At 54.8% G+C, this 25067-nt stretch carries 23 protein-coding genes; 14 read left to right on the top strand and 9 right to left on the bottom strand.

The features are described from left to right. The first annotated feature begins 3 nt into the window (after window positions 1-3). From astB to PGS10_RS02610, 4 genes are all read left to right on the top strand, one after another. Window positions 4-1344 carry an N-succinylarginine dihydrolase gene (gene astB / locus PGS10_RS02625; RefSeq protein WP_045393918.1) on the top strand — a complete coding sequence of 447 codons (1341 nt, stop codon included), beginning with the start codon at window positions 4-6 and terminating at the stop codon, window positions 1342-1344. A gap of 10 nt (window positions 1345-1354) precedes the next feature. Then, window positions 1355-2350: a succinylglutamate desuccinylase gene (gene astE, locus PGS10_RS02620; protein WP_045393920.1), complete on the top strand. Its 996-nt coding sequence runs from the start codon at window positions 1355-1357 to the stop codon at window positions 2348-2350. A gap of 10 nt (window positions 2351-2360) precedes the next feature. After that, window positions 2361-3797 carry an amino acid permease gene (locus tag PGS10_RS02615; protein ID WP_063416062.1) on the top strand — a complete coding sequence of 479 codons (1437 nt, stop codon included), beginning with the start codon at window positions 2361-2363 and terminating at the stop codon, window positions 3795-3797. Window positions 3798-3907: 110 nt separating this feature from the next. Further along, a complete protein-coding gene (locus tag PGS10_RS02610; RefSeq protein WP_316422384.1) occupies window positions 3908-4699 on the top strand; it encodes a YdcF family protein in 792 nt (263 codons plus the stop codon). A gap of 41 nt (window positions 4700-4740) precedes the next feature. Here PGS10_RS02610 and gap read toward each other — a convergent pair whose 3' ends face one another. Further along, on the bottom strand, window positions 4741-5739 hold the full coding sequence (gap, locus tag PGS10_RS02605; RefSeq protein ID WP_045393926.1) for a type I glyceraldehyde-3-phosphate dehydrogenase: 999 nt from the start codon (window positions 5737-5739) through the stop codon (window positions 4741-4743). Window positions 5740-6238: 499 nt separating this feature from the next. Between gap and PGS10_RS02600 the strand changes: the two genes are divergently transcribed. The 6 genes from PGS10_RS02600 to PGS10_RS02575 all read left to right on the top strand — a co-directional run bounded on the left by PGS10_RS02600 (window position 6239) and on the right by PGS10_RS02575 (window position 11489). Further along, entirely contained in the window at window positions 6239-7141 is a 903-nt protein-coding gene (locus tag PGS10_RS02600; protein ID WP_052766200.1) for an endonuclease/exonuclease/phosphatase family protein, read from the top strand. A gap of 141 nt (window positions 7142-7282) precedes the next feature. Further along, entirely contained in the window at window positions 7283-7810 is a 528-nt protein-coding gene (gene cybB / locus PGS10_RS02595) for a cytochrome b561 (RefSeq protein WP_047048825.1), read from the top strand. 284 nt (window positions 7811-8094) lie between these two features. After that, window positions 8095-9477, top strand: a complete 1383-nt coding sequence (gene hpaX / locus PGS10_RS02590) for a 4-hydroxyphenylacetate permease (RefSeq protein ID WP_213797144.1) — start codon at window positions 8095-8097, stop codon at window positions 9475-9477. 16 nt (window positions 9478-9493) lie between these two features. Then, window positions 9494-9967, top strand: coding sequence for a GNAT family N-acetyltransferase (locus PGS10_RS02585; RefSeq protein WP_047048821.1), 474 nt, complete (start codon window positions 9494-9496; stop codon window positions 9965-9967). 104 nt (window positions 9968-10071) lie between these two features. Beyond that, window positions 10072-10347 (top strand): metal/formaldehyde-sensitive transcriptional repressor, encoded by a 276-nt coding sequence (locus PGS10_RS02580; protein ID WP_015705585.1) that lies wholly within the window; start codon window positions 10072-10074, stop codon window positions 10345-10347. 23 nt (window positions 10348-10370) lie between these two features. Then, window positions 10371-11489, top strand: coding sequence for an S-(hydroxymethyl)glutathione dehydrogenase/class III alcohol dehydrogenase (locus PGS10_RS02575; protein ID WP_316422380.1), 1119 nt, complete (start codon window positions 10371-10373; stop codon window positions 11487-11489). A 56-nt stretch (window positions 11490-11545) separates the two neighbouring features. On the opposite strand, the gene PGS10_RS02570 is transcribed toward PGS10_RS02575, so the two are convergent. The 6 genes from PGS10_RS02570 to pcaH all read right to left on the bottom strand — a co-directional run bounded on the left by PGS10_RS02570 (window position 11546) and on the right by pcaH (window position 17445). Continuing rightward, window positions 11546-11824: a hypothetical protein gene (locus PGS10_RS02570; protein WP_047048817.1), complete on the bottom strand. Its 279-nt coding sequence runs from the start codon at window positions 11822-11824 to the stop codon at window positions 11546-11548. A 91-nt stretch (window positions 11825-11915) separates the two neighbouring features. Next, window positions 11916-12185: a hypothetical protein gene (locus tag PGS10_RS02565; protein ID WP_047048814.1), complete on the bottom strand. Its 270-nt coding sequence runs from the start codon at window positions 12183-12185 to the stop codon at window positions 11916-11918. 128 nt (window positions 12186-12313) lie between these two features. Further along, window positions 12314-14686, bottom strand: coding sequence for a glucose/quinate/shikimate family membrane-bound PQQ-dependent dehydrogenase (locus PGS10_RS02560; protein WP_047048811.1), 2373 nt, complete (start codon window positions 14684-14686; stop codon window positions 12314-12316). Window positions 14687-14987: 301 nt separating this feature from the next. After that, window positions 14988-15911 carry a LysR substrate-binding domain-containing protein gene (locus PGS10_RS02555; protein ID WP_316422379.1) on the bottom strand — a complete coding sequence of 308 codons (924 nt, stop codon included), beginning with the start codon at window positions 15909-15911 and terminating at the stop codon, window positions 14988-14990. Between the two features lie 176 nt (window positions 15912-16087). Continuing rightward, window positions 16088-16708: a protocatechuate 3,4-dioxygenase subunit alpha gene (pcaG, locus tag PGS10_RS02550; RefSeq protein WP_063416054.1), complete on the bottom strand. Its 621-nt coding sequence runs from the start codon at window positions 16706-16708 to the stop codon at window positions 16088-16090. Next, window positions 16705-17445 carry a protocatechuate 3,4-dioxygenase subunit beta gene (gene pcaH / locus PGS10_RS02545; protein ID WP_020078656.1) on the bottom strand — a complete coding sequence of 247 codons (741 nt, stop codon included), beginning with the start codon at window positions 17443-17445 and terminating at the stop codon, window positions 16705-16707. The genes pcaG and pcaH overlap by 4 nt, the downstream gene beginning before the upstream one ends. A 236-nt stretch (window positions 17446-17681) precedes the next feature. Here pcaH and hglS point away from each other — a divergent pair, with 236 nt between their 5' ends. Beyond that, window positions 17682-19025, top strand: coding sequence for a 2-oxoadipate dioxygenase/decarboxylase HglS (gene hglS / locus PGS10_RS02540; RefSeq protein WP_045393952.1), 1344 nt, complete (start codon window positions 17682-17684; stop codon window positions 19023-19025). A 42-nt stretch (window positions 19026-19067) separates the two neighbouring features. Further along, window positions 19068-20576, top strand: a complete 1509-nt coding sequence (locus PGS10_RS02535) for a carboxylesterase/lipase family protein (RefSeq protein ID WP_047067769.1) — start codon at window positions 19068-19070, stop codon at window positions 20574-20576. Here PGS10_RS02535 and PGS10_RS02530 read toward each other — a convergent pair. After that, window positions 20515-21411, bottom strand: a complete 897-nt coding sequence (locus PGS10_RS02530; protein WP_047048805.1) for a LysR family transcriptional regulator — start codon at window positions 21409-21411, stop codon at window positions 20515-20517. The genes PGS10_RS02535 and PGS10_RS02530 overlap by 62 nt on opposite strands. Before the next feature lie 172 nt (window positions 21412-21583). Here PGS10_RS02530 and ycaC point away from each other — a divergent pair, with 172 nt between their 5' ends. Continuing rightward, the gene (gene ycaC, locus PGS10_RS02525; protein ID WP_015366381.1) at window positions 21584-22207 is read left to right on the top strand and encodes an isochorismate family cysteine hydrolase YcaC; all 624 of its coding nucleotides are present in this window, start codon (window positions 21584-21586) and stop codon (window positions 22205-22207) included. A gap of 50 nt (window positions 22208-22257) precedes the next feature. Here ycaC and PGS10_RS02520 read toward each other — a convergent pair whose 3' ends face one another. Further along, entirely contained in the window at window positions 22258-23604 is a 1347-nt protein-coding gene (locus tag PGS10_RS02520) for a cation:dicarboxylate symporter family transporter (RefSeq protein ID WP_316422375.1), read from the bottom strand. Window positions 23605-23891: 287 nt separating this feature from the next. Here PGS10_RS02520 and PGS10_RS02515 point away from each other — a divergent pair, with 287 nt between their 5' ends. Next, window positions 23892-25061: a pyridoxal phosphate-dependent aminotransferase gene (locus tag PGS10_RS02515; protein ID WP_045393965.1), complete on the top strand. Its 1170-nt coding sequence runs from the start codon at window positions 23892-23894 to the stop codon at window positions 25059-25061. The last annotated feature ends 6 nt before the right edge of the window (window positions 25062-25067 follow it).

Genomic DNA, 25067 nt, shown 5'->3' with positions numbered 1-25067 from the left:
ACTATGTCTGGATTTGAAGCGAATTTTGACGGCCTGGTGGGGCCAACGCACCACTACGCCGGGTTGTCGGTAGGCAACGAAGCGTCACAAAACAACCGTGACGGTTTATCTAACCCGAAGAAGGCGGCGCTGCAGGGACTTTATAAGATGAAGACCCTGGCCGATCGTGGCTTTGTACAGGGCATTCTGCCGCCGCAGCCGCGGCCAAATATGACGATGCTGCGCAGCATTGGTTTTCAGGGCAGCGATGAGCAGGTGATCCAGCGTGCGGCCAAAGAGGCCCCGCAGTTATTATCGGCTTTTAGCTCCGCTTCCTCGATGTGGACCGCCAACGCCGCCACCGTGTCGCCGTCGGCCGATAGCGCTGATAGAAAAGTGCATTTTACGGTGGCGAACCTCAACAATAAGCTGCACCGCATGCAGGAAGCGCCGATCACCTCGGCCATCCTCAGGGCGACCTTCGCCGATGAGCGCTACTTTGCGCATCACGCGGCACTGCCGCAGCATGGCGATTTAGGTGATGAAGGGGCCGCTAACCATAACCGTTTCTGCGGGGATTATGACCGCCAGGGCGTGCAGTTTTTTGTTTACGGTAAGCGCGCCAGCGGCGGTGTTACGCCAGCAAAATACCCCGCACGCCAGACGCTGGAGGCCAGCGAAGCGGTGGCGCGTCTGCATCAGCTCGACCCGCAGTACACCGTATTCGCTCAGCAAAATCCGCAGGCTATCGACCATGGCGTATTCCACAATGATGTTATCGCCGTCAGCAACCGTCACGTACTGTTCCATCATCAACACGCCTTCCTGCAACAGCAGGAGGTGCTGGCGACGCTGAAGGAGAGAAACGCCAGTCTGAATATTCCATTTACCAGCGTTGAAGTGCCGGACGAGCAGGTTAGCCTCGATGACGCGGTGGCCTCTTATCTGTTCAACAGCCAGTTACTGAGCAAAACCGATGGCAAAATGCTGATCGTGGTGCCGGAAGAGTGTCGTCAGCGTGAAAACGTCTGGCGTTATCTCTCCGCTCTCGCCGCCGATAGCGCATCGCCTATCGATGAAGTGGCGGCATTCGATCTACGTGAAAGCATGCGCAACGGCGGCGGCCCGGCCTGTTTACGTCTGCGGGTGGTGCTTAACGATGCCGAGCGCGCGGCGGTCAACGCTCACAGTCTGATGAATGACGAACGCTACCGGCAGCTGACCGCGTGGGTTGAAAAGCATTATCGCGACCGTCTGCATGCCAGCGATCTCGCCGACCCGCAGCTACTGCGCGAGGTTTATCAGGCGCTGGACGAGCTGACGCAGATTTTACATCTGGGCGCGATTTATGACTTCCAGCGATAAGGGGCCGGGAATGGAACAAAACGTCAACGATTTACTGCATTGTAAACTGCAGACATGGACCTTTCCGCCGACTATCGAAGCCAGTTGGTTAGGCGATGGCATTCTGCAACTGCTGCCAAAAACGCCCTGGCGACAGGCGACGGTGCTTTCCGCCGGGGTGCACGGTAACGAAACCGCGCCGATTGAAATGTTGCTGCAGATCCTGCAGGGGTTAAGCCATGGCGAACAGCCGCTGACCCACGCGCTACTGGTGGTGTTCGGCAATCTGCCCGCCATTCGCGCCGGCCGTCGCTATCTGCATAACGATCTCAACCGGCTGTTTGGCGGTCGCCATCTGGCGGCGATGCCCGGTAACGAATCGCGGCGCGCTTTTGAACTGGAGATGGCCGTACAGGCCTTCTTCCGTAGCGCCGATGTCCACGGCAAGGTGCCGCGCACGCATCTCGATCTGCATACCGCCATTCGCGGGTCGAAATATCGGCAGTTTGCGCTGCTGCCCGCTCATGATGGCGACTACGGCGCGGATTTTTATCAGCTGTTACAGGCCAGCGGTATGGACGCCATCGTGCGCCATACCGAACCGGGCGGCACCTTTACCCACTTCACCAGCGAGAAGTTCGGCGCGCAAAGCGCCACGCTGGAACTGGGGAAGGTGATGCCATTCGGTGAAAATGATCTGCGCTTGTTTGCCGCCACCGAACTGGCCATCGGCGCGCTGATCGCCGATGGCATCATGCCGCCGCGCAGCAAAGCGCCGGTCGAATACTTTGTGGTGCAGCAGAGCATCATCAAGAGCGAGAACGGTTTCACCCTTAATCTCGACCCGAAAATTGAAAACTTTACCGCGCTGCCGGCAGGCTATGAAATCGCCCGTCAAGCACAGAAAACCTGGGTGGTCAATGCCGACGCCCCCTACATCCTGTTTCCGAATGCGGGCGTCGCCGCCGGTCAACGCGCCGGGCTGCTGTTGACCGCTACCGCGCCAAGCCTTTCCATGCCTGCTTGAAGGAATCAACATGACTGAACATCAACGTGAGGGGCAGGTTCATCCTGCCGCCGACGGGGAGTGCCCGTCGCAGCTCAAACGCGGCCTTGGCGCCCGGCACATTCAGATGATTGCGCTGGGCGGCGCTATCGGCACCGGACTGTTTATGGGGGCGGGCAGAAACATCGCCGTCGCCGGAACGTCCATTCTGCTTATTTATCTACTGGTAGGTTTCTTTACCTATATGGTGATGCGGGCGATGGGGGAGCTGTTGCTGACCCGCCTGGATTATCGTTCGTTTGCGGATTTCGTCGGCGATTATCTCGGCCCGCAGGCCAGCTTCTATCTGGGCTGGACCTACTGGCTTAGCTGGGTGGTGACCTGTATCGCCGACGTGGTGGTTTGCGGCAGCTATATGCAGTACTGGTTCCCGGAGATGTCGGCGTGGATGCCCGCGCTGAGTACGCTTGGGATCCTGTTCTTGTTTAATCTGTTGTCGGTAAAAATGTTCGGCGAGGCCGAGTTCTGGTTTGCGCTGATTAAAGTTATCACCATCATCGCGCTGATTTTGACCGGCGCGTGGATGATTGCTATTGGCTGGACTTCGCCGGATGGCGTGAAGGCTTCTTTAGGCCATATTACCGACCCGACGGCCTTTATGCCCCACGGCGTGACCGGTTTCTTCGCCGGTTTCCAGATAGCGATTTTCTCCTTCACCGGTATTGAGCTACTCGGCACCATGACGGCGGAAACGCGCGATCCTGAGCGCATCTTGCCGAAGGCGATTAACGCGCTGCCGCTGCGCATCATTATTTTCTATCTGCTGTCGATGGTGGTCATTATTGCCGTGGCTTCATGGCCTGGCGTCTCGCCGGATGCCAGTCCGTTCGTGACCCTGTTCGCCAAGGCCGGGCTGCCTGCCGCCGCCGCGGTAATTAACTTTGTCGCCTTAACGTCGGCCATGTCGTCGGCGAACAGCGGCGTTTACTCCAGTACCCGCATGCTCTACGGCCTGTCGGTGGAAAAACATGCGCACTGGCAGTTCCGTATTCTGTCGCGTAATACCCGCATTCCGGTACGTAGCCTGCTGTTCTCCTGCTTCTGCATGCTAAGCGGCACGTTACTGCTGTTCCTGGTGCCAAACGTGATGACGTTATTTACCATTGTGTCGACGCTGGCGGCGATCATGGTGGTTTTCAGCTGGGGTATGATCCTTGTGGCATATCTGGTGTATCGTCATAAACGCCCGAACCTGCACGCGCAGTCGAAATTCAAAATGCCGGCGGGAGTGGTGATGTGCTGGCTGAGCCTGCTGTTTTTCGCCTTCTCGATCTTCATTATGATTTTCGACCCGGATACGCTGCTGGCGCTGATGGCCTCGCCGGTGTGGTTTATCGCGCTATGGTGCTTCTGGAAAGTGAAACAGAAGCGCGAAGGGCAACTGGCTTTGGATAATGTCAGCGCCTGATGATACCCGGCAGCTTAAGCGTGGCTGCCGGATTTTCCTTTTCGCCTTAGCGCGGTTTATGATGTCGCCCGGCACTTCATTGATGGACCAGGACAATAGAAGGAAAGGGTATGACAGAGCATTTCCCGGCGCTTTCGCTCGAGACGTTAGCGGCGGCCAATCAGATTGGCGCCTGGTTGGCGCAGGATGATTTACCGCAGGAGCCACAGCCGAAAATTGTCGTGCTGGCCGGCAATGCGGTGATCCCGACGATTGATGCCGCCTGTCACCTGGCGGCGCAGGCGCAGGTCCCGTTGCTGATAAGCGGCGGCATTGGCCATTCGACGACCTTTTTATATAACGCTGTACGAAAGCATCCGCACTATCAGGCGCTGCAGGTAGAGGGGCGTCCGGAATCGCATATCCTGGCGGATATCGCCGAACGTTTCTGGCAAATACCGCGCGATCGCATTGTGGTGGAAGACCGTTCAACCAACTGCGGAGAAAACGCGTGGTTTACCCGCCGGTTACTGGAAGAGCGTGGGCTGGATCATACCTCTGGCGTGGTGATTCAGGATCCGACCATGCAGCGTCGGACGATGGCGACGTTTGCCCGCGTCTGGCAGGATGCTCCGGCGCCGCCGCAGTGGTGGAGCTACCCCGGTTGTTCGCCGCGGCTCGAAAAAAGCGCTGCTGGCCTGAGATTCAGCGGAGATGATAGTGGACTGTGGCCGGTGGGGCGTTATCTGGAACTGCTGCTTGGCGAGCTGCCGCGTTTGCTGGATAACCCGCAGGGTTATGGCCCCAACGGTAAAGATTTTATTACCCATGTCGATTTCCCACGCGATGTTAGCGCGGCGTGGCAATGCTTGCGTGCAGATACGCTATTGAGCCAGGCGCTGAACGCCAGAACGCTGGGGTAGGGAGAAAGGCGGATAGCCGCAGCTATCCGCAGATTCTGGGATTACTTCGCGAATTTATCCAGCACGCGGACAAGCTGGGTGACAAAACCGTACTCGTTATCGTACCAGGCCACGGTTTTCACTAGCTGTACGCCGCCGGCCTCTACGATCTCCAGCTGGGTCGCATCATAGATTGAGCCGAAATGGCTGCCGATAATGTCGGAGGAGACAATTTCTTCTTCGGTGTAGCCAAAAGACTCGTTGTTCGCCGCCGCATTTTTCATGGCCTGATTAACCTCTTCCGCGGTGACTTTCTTCGCCAGCACGGACACAAGCTCAGTGACTGAGCCGGTTTTAGTCGGCACGCGCTGGGCGTGACCTTTCAGTTTCCCACTGAGTTCCGGGATCACCAGACCGATGGCTTTTGCCGCGCCGGTGGTGTGGGGTATAACGTTCTCCGCCGCCGCTCGCGAGGCGCGCAGGTCTTTGCCACGGGGTCCGTCGACCAGCGATTGCGTACCGGTATAAGCGTGAATAGTGGTCATGGTGCCCACGGTAATGCCGAAAGCATCGTTCAGCACTTTAGCCATTGGCGCCAGACAGTTAGTGGTGCAGGATGCAACCGAAATAATGGTGTCATCCGGGCTCATGGTGTCGTCATTGACGTGATAAACGATGGTTTTCATCTCGCCGGCAGGGGCGGAAATCAGCACTTTCTTCGCGCCGGCGGTCAGGTGCGCCTGCGATTTTTCAGCCGACGTATAGAAGCCGGTACATTCAACAATCACCTCTGCGCCCGCGGCTTTCCACGGAATATGCTGGGCCTCTTTTTCCGCATAAACGGTAATTTTCTTACCATCAACGATTAGCGCATCTTCTGTAAAATCAACGCTCCATGGGAAAGGGCCGTAGTTAGAGTCATGTTTAAGCAGATAGGCTAAGACTTTCGGCGAGGTGAGATCGTTGATGGCTACGACCTCTAGCGGGCTATTTACTTCCAACAGACGACGAAGTACTAAGCGTCCAATACGACCAAATCCATTAATACCAAGTTTACTCATGGGTACTCTCCTGGTGGTGAAGTTGATACATTAAAACTATCTTCAGATAGAGTGGGGAAGGATATATCTCTTCCTTTCATTGACTTAGCTATTCACCTGCGGTGTTCCAATGGCTAAGTTATCTACCTTAAGCGTCTTCGGTCACTGTCACGTGGAGCGAGATGGTGCGAAGGAAGTATAACCCTGCCTGCTTCATCATGCGGCGTTAAATGGTAAACATTACCTACATGTCGTTACGGTATTTAGGCAGGCGTCCATCCTGCATGCACGCGTATGTGGTTGAATAATGAACATATGGCGAGAGGGTAGAGCTGACGCGGTCTGAGGCGAGTTATCCACAAACTATGCGATCTGATACTGACCCGTTTTGTGGATAACCTAAATGTTTCGGGATACTTAATTCACTATGCGTTATAAGTTTGCGCCATACATCACGATAATCAATGTCTTCACTCGGTACCCTAATATAAGAATACTTAAATAGGGGAATAACATACCAATGAAAAAGAGCATTGCACTGACGATGGTGACGCTGGCGTGTCTGTCGGCTAACGTTCTGGCGGCTGAGAAACTTGCGGGTAATGAAATACTTGCAGTACAAAAAGGCGGGGTGCCAGATAAAGTCTATACCCAAAATCAGCCGAAATTGCGCATAGCAACCTATAATATCGGCAAGAATGAAGCTTCTGATAATGTGGCCGATTTTACGGCACTTAATTCAGCGATTAAAAAAATTAACGCTGACATTATCGCTGTTCCGGAAGTCGATAACAAAACCCAGCGCAGCCAGAAAATCGATCAGCTTAAGACGATTGCCGATGCTAACAATATGCATTATGCCTTTGGTAAAGCGTTAGATTTCGATGGCGGAGAGTACGGTCTGGGGCTGCTGTCAAAATACAAAATCCTGCATTCGCAGGTGGTGAAGCTGCCATCAGGCAATGCGGAACAGCGTGTGGCGCTGCTGGCGCAGGTCGACGTACCTGGCTTTGATTCCGCGCCGATTATCATGGTGACTCATCTTGACTGGCAAAAAGACCCCACCATGCGTACCGAGCAGGCTCGCTATCTGCTCGATTTGAGTATTGGCGATGCGGCGTCTGATTTTAAAGATATCGCCTCCTCAATTAAGATCCTGGCCGGCGATTTTAATTCAACCCGTGAAGAACAGCCGGTGAAAGAGATCGGTTATTTCTTTAACGAAGTGTCGAAGCAGGGGACGGATACGCGTAGCTGGCCTGCCGTTAACCCGGCCATTGATATCGACCACATTTTCACCTTCAAAGGGCAAAAGTGGGATGTGAAGAAGCTGGAGATCCCGCATAATTCGCCGGAATTTAACTGGTCAGCGGCCAGCGACCATCTGCCGGTCATTGCAGAACTGCAGCTCACCGAGCAGTAACATTGCCCTGGGCTCTTTGCAAAAGAGCCCTATGATCTTCAATTCGCGCCAACGCTGTTGTTTAATCCTCGGTAAAGGTTAATGAAAATTTAAGGGAAGGCGGTTATGTTAACAACATCACACTTCCATTAAGGTTTATTCATGCGCGATAAATATTCTGGCCTGCAGATAGGAATACACTGGCTGGTCTTTTTACTGGTTGCCGTCGCCTACGCGGCGATGGAACTGCGCGGCTTCTTCCCACGCAGCGACCGCCCGGTAATCAACATGATCCACGTTTCCTGCGGCATTTCCATTTTTGTCCTGATGGTCGTACGGCTTCTGGTGCGCCTGAAGTCTCCAGCGCCGCCGATTGTTCCTAAACCCTCGCCGATGATGACCGGTTTCGCCCATCTTGGCCATCTGGTGATATACCTGCTGTTTATCGCGCTACCGGCGATTGGCATGGTAATGATGTATTACCGCGGTAACCCGTGGTTTGCTTTCGGCCTGACGATGCCCTTTGCGGCGCAAAGCAACTTCGCTTTGGTCAACACCCTGAAGGAACTGCACGGCGTACTGGCGAATATCGGCTATTTCGTCATTGGCCTGCACGCGCTGGCGGCGCTGCTGCATCACTATTTATGGAAAGATAATACGCTGCTGCGCATGATGCCGCGCAAGCGCTGAGTTCCCCGCTTATCACGACTGAACCCGCCGGCCGGCGGGTTTTTTGTTTCCGTCACTCGCCAATAAATGATTCGTGAAATGTTACTTATGCTGCAAATTTGTATCAATTATGTAAATAAAAATGTCTAAACGAAACGAAAGGTTCTATAAGAATCTCAGTGCGGTGGATTGAATCCAGCCGGGAGGTCGTCGAAACGATACCCTGGCACGTTCAGCGGTATCCGCAGCGTCATTGGCTAAAACGCCTGCATTTTCAATACCGATGAGCAAAAGGAAACCCTGACATGACCGATAATATACCGGCCACTTCTCCGCCTGTCGCCGATGCCGGTGGCGCTGAACGCCTGAGCCCGCGCGAGCAGGTGGTGATCAATAAATTGTTCCGGCGCTTGATCCCTTTTCTGTTTCTGCTTTTTATCTTTTCGTTTCTTGACCGTATCAATATTGGCTTTGCCGGGCTCACGATGAGCCAGGATTTGGGGCTGAGTAGCACCATGTTCGGCCTCGCGACGACGTTGTTCTACGCGATGTATGTCATCTTTGGTATTCCCAGTAACATCATGCTGGGGATCGTTGGCGCCCGTCGCTGGATTGCCAGCATTATGGTGGTTTGGGGGATTGCATCGACAGCGACCATGTTTGCGACCGGGCCGAATAGCCTGTATCTGCTGCGCATGCTGGTGGGGATTGCCGAAGCCGGTTTTCTTCCGGGGCTTCTGCTCTACTTAACCTACTGGTTTCCGGCCTACTACCGGGCGCGCGCCAATGCGTTGTTTATGATTGCTATGCCGGTGACGATGGCGCTGGGCTCGCTGGTCTCCGGCTATATTCTCAGTATGGATGGTATGCTGGCGCTTAAAGGCTGGCAGTGGTTGTTCCTGCTGGAAGGATTCCCATCGGTGCTGTTGGGGGCGGTGGTCTGGTTCTATCTCGATGATAGCCCGAAAAAGGCCAAATGGCTGAGCGATGAAGACAAACGTTGCCTTAACGAGATGATGGAAAAGGACAAACTACGACTAGTGCAACCGAACGGTAGCGCCAGTCTGAGCGCGCTGCAGCAGGGGAAAGGCAGCCTCTGGCGCGACGTATTCACCCCGGTGGTGTTGATGTATACGCTGGCCTATTTCTTTCTCTGTAATACTTTAAGCGCGCTTAGCGTCTGGACGCCTCTCATTCTCAAAAGCTTTAACCAGGGCAGCAGCAATATCGCCATTGGCCTGCTCAGCGCCGTACCGCATATCTGTACCATTATGGCGATGATCTGGTGGAGCAAACGTTCTGACCGCTTACAGGAACGTAAGCTGCACACGTTATTGCCCTACCTGTTTGCCGCCGCGGGCTGGATGCTGGCGGCGCACGGGTCAAATAGCATCATGCAACTGTTGGGGGTGATTATGGCCTCGGCGGGTGCCTATGCGGCGATGGTGATTTTCTGGACCACGCCGGATCAATCCATCAGCCTGCGCTCGCGAGCGATCGGCATTGCGGTGATTAACGCGACGGGTAATATGGGATCGGCCATGAGTCCGTTATTATTCGGTTGGCTGAAGGATTTAACCGGTAGCTTCAACGCCGGATTTTACCTCGTTGCCGGGTTCCTGGTTTTGGGGGCGCTGGTGGTATCGCGCATCCCGATGAAGGCCAGCCGTCCACGAGCGACGCCATAAAAAAACAGGAGTAGCGATGAGAGTGAGACGCGCGGTACCCGATGAAGCCCCTGCGTTGTGGAATATCCGTAATCAGGCGATTCGCCATGGCTGTCGTCAAAGCTATGGCGCTGAAGTGATTCACGCCTGGACGCCGGAACAGATGCCCGAAGGGTATCGTCACGCCGTTGCCGATAATCCGTTTTATATCGTGGAAAATACGCAGGGCCAACCCGTCGCTACAGGCTATCTCGATATTGAGTCCTTAAGCGTGGAAGCGATCTTTACGCTTCCTGAGTGGGGCGGGCAGGGATGCGCGGATTTGATCATGGGGGCGGTTATTGCCGAAGCCCGCCGACGGGGGCTCGAAACCATTACGCTTGAGGCGACCCCCAATGCGGCGGGCTTTTATCTACGCCATGGCTTTGTTTCTCAAGGTGAAAAATATCATTATTCAAAAATGGCCAACGCCGAGTTACGCTGTATAGCTATGACCCTCACGCTCGATTAACGGTAATCCTGCGCCGCTATGCTATGGTTGTTAGCGGCGTTTCAATTTGCCACTTTAGTCAAATAAATATAGTATACCCCCCTATATGATATGGAGGGCATCTCGTGCCACATTCACCAGAAGACAAGAAGCGTGCGCTTAGCCGCGTACGCCGTATTCGCGGACAGGTTGAAGCGCTGGAACGCGCGCTGGAGTCCGGCGAACCCTGCATGACTATCCTGCAACAGATTGCCTCCATTCGCGGCGCCGCCAACGGTTTGATGGGGGAGCTGGTAGAGATGCATCTGCAGGATGAACTGGTTAGCGGCGATACCACCCCGGACCAACGCGCCGCCCGCATGGCGGAAGTTGGTCACCTGCTACGATCCTATTTAAAATAAAATCACGACGAGGAATGGACAGTATGAAATCACGTGCAGCAGTTGCCTTTGGCCCCGGCCAGCCGTTAAAAATCGTGGAGATTGACGTCGCGCCGCCAAAGAAAGGCGAAGTCCTGGTCAAAATCACCCACACCGGCGTTTGCCACACCGATGCTTTTACTCTCTCTGGCGACGATCCGGAAGGCGTGTTCCCGACGGTGTTGGGCCATGAAGGCGGCGGTATCGTCGTTGAAGTCGGCGAGGGCGTGACCAGCCTGAAGCCAGGCGATCACGTTATTCCGCTGTATACCGCCGAGTGCGGCGAATGTAAATTCTGCAAGTCTGGCAAAACTAACCTCTGCCAGGCGGTCCGCGCCACCCAGGGGAAAGGTCTGATGCCGGATGGCACCACGCGATTCTCCTATAACGGCGAGCCGATTTATCACTATATGGGCACCAGCACCTTCAGCGAATACACCGTCTGCGCCGAGATTTCTCTGGCAAAAGTAAACCCGCAGGCGCCGCTGGAAAAAGTATGTCTGTTGGGCTGCGGCGTCACCACCGGTATCGGCGCGGTACATAACACGGCGAAGGTGAAAGAGGGCGACAGCGTCGCGGTGTTCGGGCTGGGCGGTATTGGCCTGGCGGTGATTCAGGGAGCGGTGCAGGCGAAGGCCGGACGCATTCTGGCGGTCGACACTAACCCGGATAAATTTACCCTCGCCAAAGAGATGGGCGCCACCGACTTTATCAACCCGAACGACTACGATAAACCGATTCAGGACGTGATTGTCGAGCTAACCGATGGCGGCGTTGATTTCAGTTTTGAATGTATCGGTAACGTCAACGTTATGCGCGCGGCGCTGGAGTGCTGTCATAAAGGTTGGGGTGAGAGCGTTATCATTGGCGTTGCCGGAGCGGGTCAGGAAATTAAAACTCGTCCGTTCCAGTTGGTCACCGGCCGGGTATGGCGTGGTTCCGCCTTCGGCGGCGTGAAAGGGCGTAGCCAGCTGCCGGGGATGGTTGAAGACGCGATGGCGGGTAAGATTCGCCTCGATCCGTTTATCACCCACCGGTTACCGCTCGATCAGATCAACGAAGCCTTCGATCTGATGCATGAAGGTAAATCGATTCGTACGGTTATTCACTTCGGTGATAACTAAGTATTACCGATAGCGAAACCCGGGCCATTTATCGCCCGGGTTGACTTCTGGCTGTGTTAATACTTGCGCCAGTGCTCATAGCCCGATTGCCAACGTCGTTGCTCTCGCCGTTCTCTTTCGCGTTGAATATCTGACTTTTGATCCTCCCAGACTGGACAATCCGGGCCGCTTGCCACTTCGCAGGGGGCAGAGATTTCGTTTAGCGGATTGACCTTTTTTTCTTCCCACAGCGTCGGGTCGCGTAAATCCACTTCTGGCGCTTTCAGCGCCTGGGCTGAGGTGGTTGCGGCTAATAAGAGTGCGCCGATCGGCAGGTGATGGAGGGCTCCTTTCATCTTTTATCCTTGTTATATTGTTATTGATAACTGTTCGCAATAATAACATAACGCAATAAAACATTCTAAAAGCGCAGCCTGTCGAAGAAACTTATAGTGCTGACTCAGGGATCATATTGATCTTAAATTCTCCCGGCATGGTTGATATCGCTTCTACGGTTAAACCGTTTTTATCGGTTCTGCCCTTAAAGACTCTACCGTCTGGTGTGGTGATTTGGTAAGGGAGATAGGGCAGCGGCATACCCGTACGCGGATTCTTCAACACAAAGTCGTGGCGATAAAGCTGTGGTGGTTCCTCGTTGGCGCATCCCGTTAGTAACGCAGCCAAAAGCAGCGCGCTTGAGCCTTTCATCAAAGCCATAATGGCTTCCTCCCTGTTTATCCTGCCTGAGAAATGAGGTTCCATAGTAACAAAAGCCTGAAGATCGGCGCCTAAATGGAATCTGAAACCGGAGAGATAAAGAAAGGCCCCTGAACGGGGCCCTGGTTTTATTTTTGATCGGGTAAAGCGTAAGCGATGATGTAATCGCCGCGATCGGGAGACTGACGCGCGCCGCCGGCGTTGATAATGATGTATTGCTTACCGGTTTTCGGTGAAACGTAGGTCATTGGGCCGGATTGGCTGCCCACCGGCAGGCGAGATTTCCAAATCTCTTTGCCGTTGGCGGTATCAAAGGCGCGCAGATAGAAATCCTGGGTGCCGGCGAAGAACAGCAGGCCAGACTGGGTAGAAAGCGAAGCTCCCAGCGTTGGCATGCCGATAGGGATCGGCATATGCATGCGGATACCCAACGGACCGGTATCTTCTACCGTACCTACCGGAACCTGCCAGACCAGCTTACCGCTTTTCAGATCGACCGCCGACATGGTGCCGAACGGCGGCTTCTGGCAGGGGATACCTAACGGCGACAGGAAACGCTCACGCATTGCGCCATACGGCGTACCTTCCATCGGTACGATACCCATTTCGATACCGCTGGCATCTTTGGCCACTTTCGCTCGCGGCACCATGTAGTTAGCCAGTCCAAGACGCATGTCGTTGACGAACATCAGGCCGTTATTCGGATCAACCGACACGCTGCCCCAGTTCATCCCGCCAAGCGAGCCAGGATATTGCAAGGAGCGGTCCTCACCCGGCGGAGTAAACACCCCCTGATGGCGCATCTCTTTGAACTGAATACGGCACAGCAGCAGGTCAACCGGGGTGGCGCCCCACATATCCGATTCTTTCAACGTTTCGTTGCCGATCATCGGCATGCCGACGGAGTACGGTTGCGTCGGCGAGTAGCGTTCACCTTTAACGTTACCAGCCGGGACCGGACGCTCTTCCACTTTAGCGACCGGTTCGCCCGTCGCGCGGTTAAGCATAAAGATCATGCCCTGCTTGCTGGTTTGCACCAGTACCGGCGTCGTACCGCCTTTACCGTCCGGCAGATCGTACAGCAGCGGTTGCGAAGGCAGATCGAAATCCCACAGATCGTGATGGGTAGTCTGGAAATGCCAGCGTACTTTACCGGTGGTCGCATCGACCGCAACGATAGAGGAACTGTATTTATCATCCAGCGCCGTACGTTCGCCGCCGAAGAAGTCTGGCGTGGCGTTTCCGGTTGGCAGATAAATAAGATTCAGTTTGGCATCATAGGACATCGCGGACCAGACATTCGGCGTCCCGCGCGTGTAGGTCTGTCCTTCCGGCGGCACGCCGGTCAGTTGTGGATTGCCCGGATCCCAGGCCCAGGCCAGTTTACCGGTATGCACGTCAAAAGCGCGAACCACGCCCGGCGGTTCACCGGTGGAGTAGTTATCCGCTATACGACCACCAACGACAACAAGGTTACCGGCAACCAGCGGAGTAGAGGTCTGCTGATAATAACCGGGTTTGATTTCCCCCATGCCGACGCTGAGATCGACGGTACCGTGTTCACCAAATGCTTCACAGGCTTTACCGGTATCGGCATCGATTGCGATCAGACGCGCATCGGTAGTTGGCAGGAACAGGCGGCGGGCGCAGGCGGCAGGCTGGGTCCCGGCAACGGCATTAGCCTGTGCCTGGCTATCTTCGTAGTAGCCTAAACCGCGGCAACGTTGCCAGTTCGGCGCCGTCGCTTTTGAGTCGTAGCGCCATTTCTCTTTGCCGCTATCGACATCCAGCGCCAGGACTTTGCTATATGGCGTACAAACATAGAGAGTATCGCCAATCTGCAGCGGCGTATTCTGGTCTTCCGCGCCGGAACCGTTACTCTGCGGAATATCGCCGGTATGGGCAATCCAGGCAACCTGTAGCTGGTTGATATTGTTTTTATTGATCTGATCCAACGCGGCGAAGCGGTCGCCGTGAGTGGTATTACCCCAGTGCTCCCAGTTTTTTTGTTCTTCACCCGGTTGTACCGGTTTTACCGGCACGGGTTCGCTGGCGCTGACCAGCGGCTGGGATTTGAACATCCAGCCAAAGCTGACCAGCAGTACCACGGCCAGCACGCCCGCGAGGGTGAAGGCCGCGCCTTTTTTGGCCGGTGCGCTGGAAAGGAAAGGCCAAACAATGGCGCACAGAAAAGCCAGAACGCCAAGCGCGAACAGGCGTGAGAACAGCGGCCAGTAGGTCCAGCCGGCGTCGCTGATAGCCCAAACAATGGAAGCTGCGAAGGCGACGGCATAAAGAATGATGCCGCCGCGACGATTGCGGAAAATAAGCAGGGAGGCGATAACCATCACCAGCCCCATAATGGCGAAATACCAGGTGCCGCCGACGCTTGCCAGTTTGGCGCCTAAAATACCGATTGCCAGACCGATGATTAACATCAGTCCGGCGAGTAGCCACTGCAGGATCCGGGGGAATCCGCGCGGCACGTTGCCCGTAGCCATGTTGTCTCCTTTTACCACCCCTTGCCAGGTGTGTACCAAATGAATCAAGTGCAAATGGAAATTGCTTTTGAGTGAAGCTTATCAAAGCTTCATAAAGGTGATTTCAAAAGATGAATTCATTTCACATGAACCAAATGGTGAAATCATGGCTATGATAAATCTGTTAATGAAATGAGCGCAAATGTTAATGAATGATTTCGCACTAATTGATTAGCACGATGTATATATTAAGGGGGCAGAAGAATGAACGTAACGGTACCGTTACCCCGTTGTATTCGCTCGGGGTAACGACCATGAATAATCAGGCAGGCATGGATTTGCGTATCGCGCTGAGTAGAGTTTGCGCCCCCTGCGACAAGCTGGCGTCCACTCGGGTAAGAATACCGATCGGCTCGCCGGCGCCTTCGGTGGCGATAGGTAATGAGGTTAACAAACCGCGACGCAGGTCGTCTTTCACCGCGCCGGAAGGGACGAACCAGACATAGTCATAATCGACGGTGAGCTGGCGTGAAAGCGAGGCCGACAGCGTTTCAATACAGCCGGGGGGAATTTTACAGCCCTGGCTTTGCAGCAGCGTTTCCGCATTCTGCCGCGGAATGGTCCCTTTTGGTGAGACCACCACCGGCCATTCCATCACCCGGCTGAGCGTTACCGTCTCCTGCAGCAGCGGGTGGCCGGGGCGGACGACCAGTTTTAGCGATTCAAGAAACAGCAGTTCATAGTTGAGGCCGCTCATCAGTTCCGGATCGGACATGCGCCCAATACCAATATCGACATCGCCGGATTTCAGCCCCGCCAGCAGCATGGTGTTATTCATGGTGGCGACCTGTAAGGTGATGTCTTTTTGCTGTTTGTGAAATTGACCAATCACCGTAGGCAAAATACCGAGCGCTGCGGTTGGCAGGGCGCCAATCCTTACCACATCGCTATTCATGCCTTCTTTACGATTGAGAGCCTGGCCTGCGGTATTGAGAGCATCCAGTACCTTGATCGCATGGGTTAGAAACTGTTCGCCAACCAGCGTCAACTGCGCGCCAAGCCGCCCGCGCTCAAAAAGCCGGGTACCGGTCAACTGCTCAAGCTCGTTGAGGGTTTTTGATAGCGCAGGTTGGCTAAGATTCAGGGTTTCTGCCGCCCGCCCCAGGGTTCCCTGTTGTGCGACGGCGACGAAAGTATGTAAATGGCGCAAGCGAATGCGCTGACTGAAGAGACCATTTTTTTCCATAATCGATGTTAAAAACAGAGCTGTCTCGGTAGCAAGCGAAGTTGTTTAATTTTGATAACTAGTTAGCAAAATATTATTAACATTTGATCTTATTGTCTTACAAGTCATTTCTACCAGAGGTGATAAAAAGCCCCGCACTCGGCGGGGCAGGGAAAAGGGAGTAATTTGGGGGCAAATTAAATATCGAAGAACACGGTCTCTTTATCGCCCTGTAAATAAATATCAAAGCGGTACACGACTTCATCTCCACGTACTTCACGTTGTGCGATAAGCGTCTGGCGGCGAACTTCCCATTCAATCAGATTCAGTACCGGATCCTGTTCATTTGCCGCCTGTTCATCAGCGAAATACATCCGCGTATTCAGGCCGATGTTGATACCCCGCGCCACTACCCACAGATTGAGGTGCGGCGCCATAAGGCGTCCGTCACGGCCGACGACCGCGCCGGGTTTGATGGTTTGAAAACGCCAGACGCCGGATGCAAAGTCAGAACAAGTACGGCCCCAGCCGCGGAAGTTCGTGTCCAGAGCCTTGTTCTGCTGGCGGTCGTCGGGATGGTTATAACGCCCGTCGGCGTTAGCCTGCCATAGTTCCAGCAGCACGTCGCGTACCGGGGTTCCGGAACCATCGAAAACCCGCCCTTCAATCGTAATGCGTTGGCCTTTGGTTTCCGCGCTCACTAAGTTGGGGCCAAAGTTTTTCTCAAAAATATGAAATCCTGCAGCGTCCGGCGCCAGACCAATATGCACATAGGGCCCGGCAGTCTGCGAGGCGGTTTCAGCTAAATAGTCTTTCATTGGGCGGCCCCCTGGGTACGATTTTCGAACAGCGTGGCGCGGTGGCCGCGCAGCACAAGGTCAAAACGATAGGCCAGACTGTCGAGCGGCACGGCGGCGTGGGTATCCAACTCGGCAATCAGGGTACGCACGGCATCATCGTTATTGATGGTTCTGACAATCGGACACTGTTTGATAAGCGGATCGCCTTCAAAGTACATTTGCGTAATCAGCCGCTGCGCCCAGGCATCGCCTGAGAGCGAAAAGTGAATATGCGCCGGTCGCCAGTCGCTAACCTGATTACGCCACGGATAGGGGCCGGGTTTGATCGTGCGAAAGCAGTAATAACCATTTTCATCGGTCAGAACCCGTCCGCAGCCGCCGAAGTTGGGGTCAATCGGCGCCAGATACTGGTCTTTCTTATGACGGTAACGGCCGCCGGCATTGGCCTGCCACACTTCGACCAGCGTATTTTTCATTGGCCGGCCAAAGCCGTCGCGCACGTAACCGTGGACGATAATTCGTTCGCCAATCGGCAGGCCGTCTTTGGCGTAGTTGAGAATGAGATCGTTATCCAGCGGGCCAAGGTCGTCGCTGCTGAACACCGGGCCGGTAATCTCAGAAAGTGAATTTTGCAGGGAGATGAGCGCATTGCGCGGCGAGCGTAGCACGCTGGTTTTGTATCCCGGCGCCAGCGCCGGCGGATGGCTATTGTAATCGCGATGTACGACCTCGCGCGGTGACCATTTATTATTCATAGGGTACTCCATCAAACGGAAGAGAGGCATGTTGTTGTAATTTCGCCAGAAACAGTCTCTGTAAATGTTTTGTTAATTTAAAGTGAAATTAAATCTAATTTTTCATAACCCACGGTTATGATTTGTACAGGCGAAACGCGGTAGCAGGTTATCCGCATCACAGTTTGTAAATTCTTCCCGCCACTCTTAACGCGCTTTCCTACACTCCAGGAAGTATTCACTGGAGGTAAGACATCATGGCGAACACCATCACGGCTGATGAGATTCGGGAAAACTTTTCACAGGCTATGTCGGCAATGTACCAGCAGGAAGTTCCGCAGTATGGAACCCTCCTGGAGTTGGTGGCGGATGTGAATCTGGCGGTCCTGGAACACAACCCGAAATTACATGAACAATTGGCTAATGCCGACGAACTGGCACGGCTGAACGTTGAGCGCCACGGCGCGATCCGCGTGGGAACGGCGGAAGAACTGGCGACCCTGCGTCGCATGTTTGCCATTATGGGGATGTATCCCGTTAGCTATTACGATCTGTCGCAGGCTGGGGTACCCGTGCATTCTACCGCCTTTCGCCCGGTCGATGACGCGGCGCTGGCGCGTAACCCGTTTCGTATTTTCACCTCGTTGCTGCGCCTTGAACTGATCGGCAACGAGGCGCTGCGCCAGCGAGCGGCGGATATTCTCGCCCGTCGCGATATCTTTACGCCGCGCTGCCGTGAGCTGATTGCGTTACACGAAGATAGGGGGGAATTCACGGCTGCAGAAGCGCGCGAATTCGTCAACGAAGCGTTGGAGACTTTCCGTTGGCACCGTCATGCCACCGTCGACGAGCAAACCTATCACGCGCTGCATAATGAGCACCGGTTGATTGCCGATGTGGTCTGTTTCCCCGGTTGCCACATTAACCATCTGACGCCGCGCACTCTCGATATCGATCGGGTTCAGGCGTTGATGCCGCAGTGCGGTATCGAACCGAAAGCGCTCATTGAGGGACCGCCGCGCCGCGAGGTGCCGATTTTACTGCGGCAAACCAGTTTTAAAGCGCTGGAAGAGCCGGTGATGTTCGCCGGCGAACATAAAGGTACGCACAGCGCGCGCTTTGGCGAAATTGAACAACGCGGCGTCGCGTTGACGCCGAAAGGACGAGCGCTGTATGACCGCTTACTGAATGAGGCCGGGGTCGGTAAAGACAACCTTAACCACCAGCGCCATTTGCAGGAGGTCTTTAGCCAGTTTCCTGACAGCGAATTTTTGCTGCGTCAACAGGGGCTAGCGTGGTTCCGCTATCGCCTGACGCCTGCGGGGGAAGCGCATCGCCATGCTTTTGGCCCCGGCGACGATCCGCAACCGCTGATCGAGCGCGGTTGGGTAGTCGCGCAGCCGATTGTTTATGAAGATTTTTTACCGGTGAGCGCCGCGGGGATTTTCCAATCAAATCTTGGCAACGAAACGCAGGCCCGCAGCCACGGTAACGCCAGCCGTGACGCTTTTGAAGCGGCGTTAGGCTGTGAGGTCCTCGATGAGTTCGAACTATATCAACAGGCGGAGGAACGGAGTAAACGCCGTTGCGGTCTGCTCTAAAATCGGTACTCTGCATGGCATAACTTGCAAAAGGACGTTGTTATGCAGAATTCATCTATGCCGCTAGTAAAAACGCGGCAGGGCACGCTATCCGGCACTAATGAACAGGGGATCCATATCTGGCGCGGTATTCCCTACGCGCAGCCGCCGGTAGGCGAGCTGCGTTGGCGTTCGCCGCAGCCTCCAGAGCGCTGGCAGGGCGTGCGTCAGGCCGATACCTTTGCCGCCGCCAGCTGGCAGGATATCGAATATTGTCGTGAACTGGGCGGCGGCGATCCTGGCCGTTTCTCGGAAGATTGTCTGTATCTCAACGTGTGGGCGCCCGCCGCCCGCTCGCAGCCGCTCCCGGTGATGGTCTGGCTGCACGGCGGCGGCTACACCATCGGCGCCGGCAGCCTGCCTCCCTACGACGGTAGCGCGTTGGCCAGCCGCGAGGTGGTGGTGGTCACCGTCAATTATCGTCTTGGGCATCTCGGCTTTTTCGCTCATCCGGCCCTGGAAGGCGAAGAGGGCGAGCGGTTGTATAATTTTGCGCTGCTCGATCAGATAGCCGCGCTGCGCTGGGTGCAGGATAATATCCACGCCTTCGGCGGCGACGCCGCCAATGTCACCTTGTTCGGCGAATCCGCGGGGGCGCGCAGCGTCCTGTCGTTGATGGCGTCGCCGAAAGCGAAAGGATTGTTCCATAAAGCCATCGTGCAAAGCGGTTATACCTTACCGGATTTACCACGGGAAAAGGCGCTGGCGAAGGGAAAGCTGCTGGCGGAACATTTTTCTCTTGCCGATGCCAGCGCGGAACAGCTGCGGGCAATCCCTGCCGATGCCTTTTGGGCGCTGACGGCGCCGCTGAATATCGGCCCGGCACCGATTGTCGGCGATGCGGTGCTGCCGGAGCCTATGCTCGACACGTTCTTTAAGGGCCGTCAGCATGCGATGCCGGTGATGATTGGCTCCAATAGCGATGAGGCCAGCGTGATGGCGGTATTTGGCGTCGATATTGCCGGCCAAATTCAAAAACTGCGTCGCGAACGCCGTTTTGGCCTTGGGCTTATCAAACTTCTGTATCCTGGCGTCAAAGGGGATGAAGCGTTAGGCAGAGAAGTGTGCCGCGATATGGCGTTCACCACCCTGGGTTACGTGGTAATGCAGGCGCAGCAGCGTGTTGGGCAACCGTGCTGGCGCTACTGGTTTGATTATGTTGCGCAAGCGGAACATGAAACCTATCTCCACGGCGCATGGCATGGCAACGAAGTGGTTTACGTTTTCGACAATCTGACCCGCGCCGAACCGGTGTGTCAGTACGCCAGTGAGGCGGACCGAGCCTTCGCCGCGCAGGTCGCCGACTACTGGGCCAATTTTGCCAGGCTGGCAGGCAATCAGTGTAGTGAGTTAACCGGCCCGGTGCGCTGGCCCGCCTGCCTGCGCGGACGGGACCGTTTATTGCGTATCGGCCTCAACAAGCGCGCGGGCTTTAAAGTCGAGAACCGCTTTATGCGCGCGCGGCTGGCGCTGTTTCGCCGGGTGATGAAGCATCATGTGACGCTGGATTAACCAGCGCGGCGCGAAAGCGCGCCAGGCCGTCGGCTTTGCTTTGCGAGCGGCGAACGACCAGCCGGTAGCTGGCGCCGGTTTTGACGCTGAGCGAGAAGGGGCGACATAGTCGCCCGGTACGAAGATCCTCGGCGATTAGCGTCTCGTCCGCCATGGCGACGCCGAGCCCCTGCATCGCGGCGGTGATGGCGAGGTCCATGGTGTCGAAATATTGGTTTTTATGCATTTTTAACGTTGGTTCATGCGGATAGTGCGCCAGCCACAGCAGCCAGTCGGTTTTATCCCGCGTCGGATGTAAAAATGTGATGGCGGAGAGCTGCGTATCGCACGGCGTATCGGGACTGGCCACCGGCGTAAGGGCTTCTTCAAACAGCAGATCGCCGGCGCTCTGATGGGTGCCAAAGATAATCGCCGCATCGTAGGGTTCAGTCTTAAAGTTAACGTTATGCTCGGTGGTGGTGGTCAACGCCACCTGCAGTTCCGGATAACGTCGTTCTATCTCCAGCAGTTTCGGCACCAGCCAGCGGATCGCGCAGGTAGGCGCTTTCAGGCGCACGACAGTTTGCTGCTGGCGCGCCTGCTCGGCTACCGTTAACAGGCGGCCAAATGCCGACTGCAGCTCCGGATAAAGCGCGCTGCCCTGCGGAGATAGCCGCAGCCCGCGGGCGTGGCGTTCAAATAGCGGGAAGCCAAACCAGCTCTCCAGCGCGGCAATCTGCCGGCTGACCGCCCCCTGCGTCAGGCACAGCTCCTGCGCGGCATGGGTTAAGTTGAGATGCCTCGCGGTTATCAGAAACGTTTCTACGGTATGAAAAGGCAGGGCGCTACGCGACATGTTGGCTCCAGCTATGCATTTTGATCATAGGCAGTATGCCACGCATCGTTGCGAAATTGGGACGATGCGTTCCGTTTTTGCCATCTAATCGTCATCCTGTGCTTACACTATTATTAGTCTCGTTGATACAACGTCTCTCACCGATTAGTTGATGTGTATAAAAGGAGCCATCATGTCTAAACCTTACGTTCGTCTGGATAAAAATGATGCGGCAGTATTACTGGTTGACCACCAGACCGGGCTGCTGTCACTGGTTCGTGATATCGAGCCGGATAAATTCAAGAACAATGTCCTGGCCCTCAGCGATCTGGCTAAATACTTTAAACTACCGACTATTCTGACCACCAGTTTTGAGAATGGCCCTAATGGTCCGCTGGTGCCGGAACTGAAAGAACAGTTCCCTGACGCCCCTTATATCGCTCGTCCCGGCAATATTAACGCCTGGGATAACGAAGATTTCGTTAACGCGGTAAAAGCCACCGGTAAGAAACAGCTGATTATTGCCGGTGTCGTCACTGAAGTCTGCGTGGCCTTCCCGGCGCTGTCGGCGATTGAAGAGGGATTCGACGTCTTTGTGGTGACCGATGCGTCCGGTACTTTTAACCCGATCACCCGTGATGCCGCGTGGGATCGTATGTCGCAGGCGGGCGTGCAGTTAATGTCGTGGTTTGGCGTGGCCTGTGAGTTGCACCGCGACTGGCGCAATGATATCGAAGGATTGGGAACCCTGTTCTCCAACCACATTCCGGATTACCGTAACCTGATGACCAGCTTTAACCTGCTGAGCAAGAAATAAGCAGCTGGCGGCCAGTTTTCAGGCCTGGCCGCCGCTTCAATCAGACGGGATTATTCACTCATCGAGGCGACAGGGCGCGACTTTGCACGTTGATTTTTCAATAGCCGCGTCGCCAGTACGCCCGACATCATCGACCCATTCACATTCAGCGCGGTACGCGCCATATCGACAATTGGCTCAATGGCGATAAAAATGCCGACCAGCGCCACCGGGAAGTTGAGCGTAGACAGGACAATCAACGCCGCAAATGTCCCGCCGCCGCCGACGCCTGCGACGCCAATTGAGCCCAGAGCGATAGCCGGAAGTAAGCTTGCTAAAAACGAGAACGACAGTGGGTCGATACCCAGCGTTGGCGCGATCATGGCCACCATGATGGCCGGATAGATCCCGGCGCAGCCGTTTTGCCCCATACTGGAACCAAAGGAGGCGGCAATGTTGGCGATGGTATTCGGCACGCCGAATTTTTCCTGTGCGGTAATCGCTAATGGAATCGAAGCCGCGCTGCTGCGGGAAACAAAGGCGAAGGTAAGCACCGGCCACACCGTTTTAAAGTAGCGCAGAGGATTTTGACCGCTAATAGTCAGCAGAATCGCATGCACGATAAACATCATGGCGACTGCCAGATAACAGGCGGCGATAAAGCCTAGCAGGCTGGTGAATTGCGCTAGCTGATAGGTTGAAAAGACTTTTGCCATCAGTGCGAGGACACCGTATGGCGTCAGCGCAATGACGATACGCACCATCTTCATCACCCAAATTTGAATCGCGTTAATCCCGCTACTTAATTTTTGACCTTCCTCCGGCGCCTCTTTTTTCACCTTTAATAACGCCACGCCGGCCAGCAAGGTAAAGATGACGATGCCGATAACCGATACGCTGCGCGCGCCGGTCAGGTCGAGAAAAATATTTGTCGGGATCAGCGAAGTGACCAGTAGGGGTAGCGAAACGGCTGCGGTTTTGCTGACGTCTTCGGCGGTCAGCGTCGATTGCATATGGCTGAATGCGCTGGCGTCGAGACCGATCAGGTTAGCGGTAAACAGGCCGACCCAACCCGCAATCATTACCAGGCACAGCATGCAGGCAACAATGGTTAGGGACATTCGGCCAATACCGGCGCTATTTTCGAGTTTGTTAATCGCTGACAAAATTGAAATAAAAATCAGCGGTACGGCGACAAGTTTCAGCAAATTAACATAGCCGTTGCCGACGATACTGTACCAGTCAATGACCGTTTTACGTTGTTCGTTGGCAATGAAATGGAGTGATAATCCGAGAAGGGCGCCGAGAAAGATTGCGATAAAAACGCTTTTTGATAACGAGTTGCTTTTTTGGTCGAGTTTAAAAAGTCCCCATGATGCGATTAAAAATAACGCGATATACGCTGACGTAATAAACATATGATTTGCCTCTTGCCCCATTCAGCACCTGAAATGCCGGAAAGAGATATATTCTAAATTTCTCTAAGGCGGTCAGTAGCCTTAGAACCGCTGGGGATTATAAAGAATTGAATAGCATAAGGCATACTAAAATTGTGGTTTATACCCTGAGTGTTAGCCCTGTCATGTTTTAAAGGCGTCCTGAGAGCCATGATCGGAATGCATAGCTCTTATGATAACAATTCGCTTGTCGCCTGAAGGCGCTTTGGTTTGAATGGATATGCAAATAAAACGAGAAAGGATTAATCATGGCTCTTAGTGCTTCGGTCACCACTCGCTCGAAATTGCCGGATGTCGGCACCACGATTTTTACCGTTATCGGCCAGCTTTCAGCGCAGCATAATGCGATTAATCTCTCTCAGGGCGCGCCTAATTTTGCCTGCGACCCACAGCTGGTGGCCGGCGTGACGCAGGCGATGAACGCCGGACATAACCAATACGCGCCAATGACCGGTCTGCGGGCTTTAAAAGAGCGTATCGCTGACAAAATCGCTACGTTATATGGCACGCAATATGATGTCGATAACGAAGTGTTGGTTACCGCCAGCGCCAGCCAGGGGATCTATTCCGCCATTGCCGGGCTGGTGCATGCTGGCGACGAGGTGATTTACTTTGAGCCTTCGTTTGATAGCTACGCCCCGATAGTGCGTCTGCAAGGCGCGACGCCGGTGGCGATTAAGCTCACCGTGCCGGATTTTGCGATTAACTGGGACGAGGTGCGCGCCGCGATTACCCCGCGGACGCGGATGATCATCATTAATACGCCGCATAATCCAAGCGGCCAGGTATTATCCGCCAACGACCTTAATCAACTGGCGATGCTGATCCGCAATACCGATATCGTGGTTTTGTCCGACGAAGTCTACGAGCACGTAGTCTTCGACGGCGAAAAGCATCACGGCATGGCAACCCATCCGCAGCTGGCGGAACGCAGCGTGATTATCTCTTCCTTCGGTAAGACTTACCACGTGACCGGCTGGCGCGTTGGCTACTGCGTGGCGCCGGCGGCGCTGATGGATGAGATCTGCAAGGTACATCAGTTCCTTATGTTTTCTGCCGATACGCCGATGCAGTACGCTTTCGCAGAGCATATGCAGAATCCGGCTTCATGGCTGTCGCTGGCCGCTTTTTATCAGCAAAAGCGTGATTTGCTCCAGCAACTGCTGCAAGACTCGCCGTTCCGTTTATTGCCGAGCGCCGGCTCTTTCTTCATGCTGGCGGACTATCGCCATTTCAGCGATGAGCATGACAGTGAGATGGTTAAGCGGCTGATTACCGAATACGGCGTCGCCACGATTCCGCTATCGGCATTTTATACCGATGGCACTGATAACAAACTGATTCGGCTCTCTTTTGCCAAAGATGAAGCCACATTGCGGGCCGGCGCCCAGGCGCTGTGCCGCGTTAAGCCGCGTTAAGGAGCC

The organism is Klebsiella sp. 141153 (assembly GCF_032601995.1).
GTDB lineage: Bacteria > Pseudomonadota > Gammaproteobacteria > Enterobacterales > Enterobacteriaceae > Klebsiella > Klebsiella aerogenes.
This window is presented reverse-complemented; position numbering and strand designations above follow the sequence as displayed.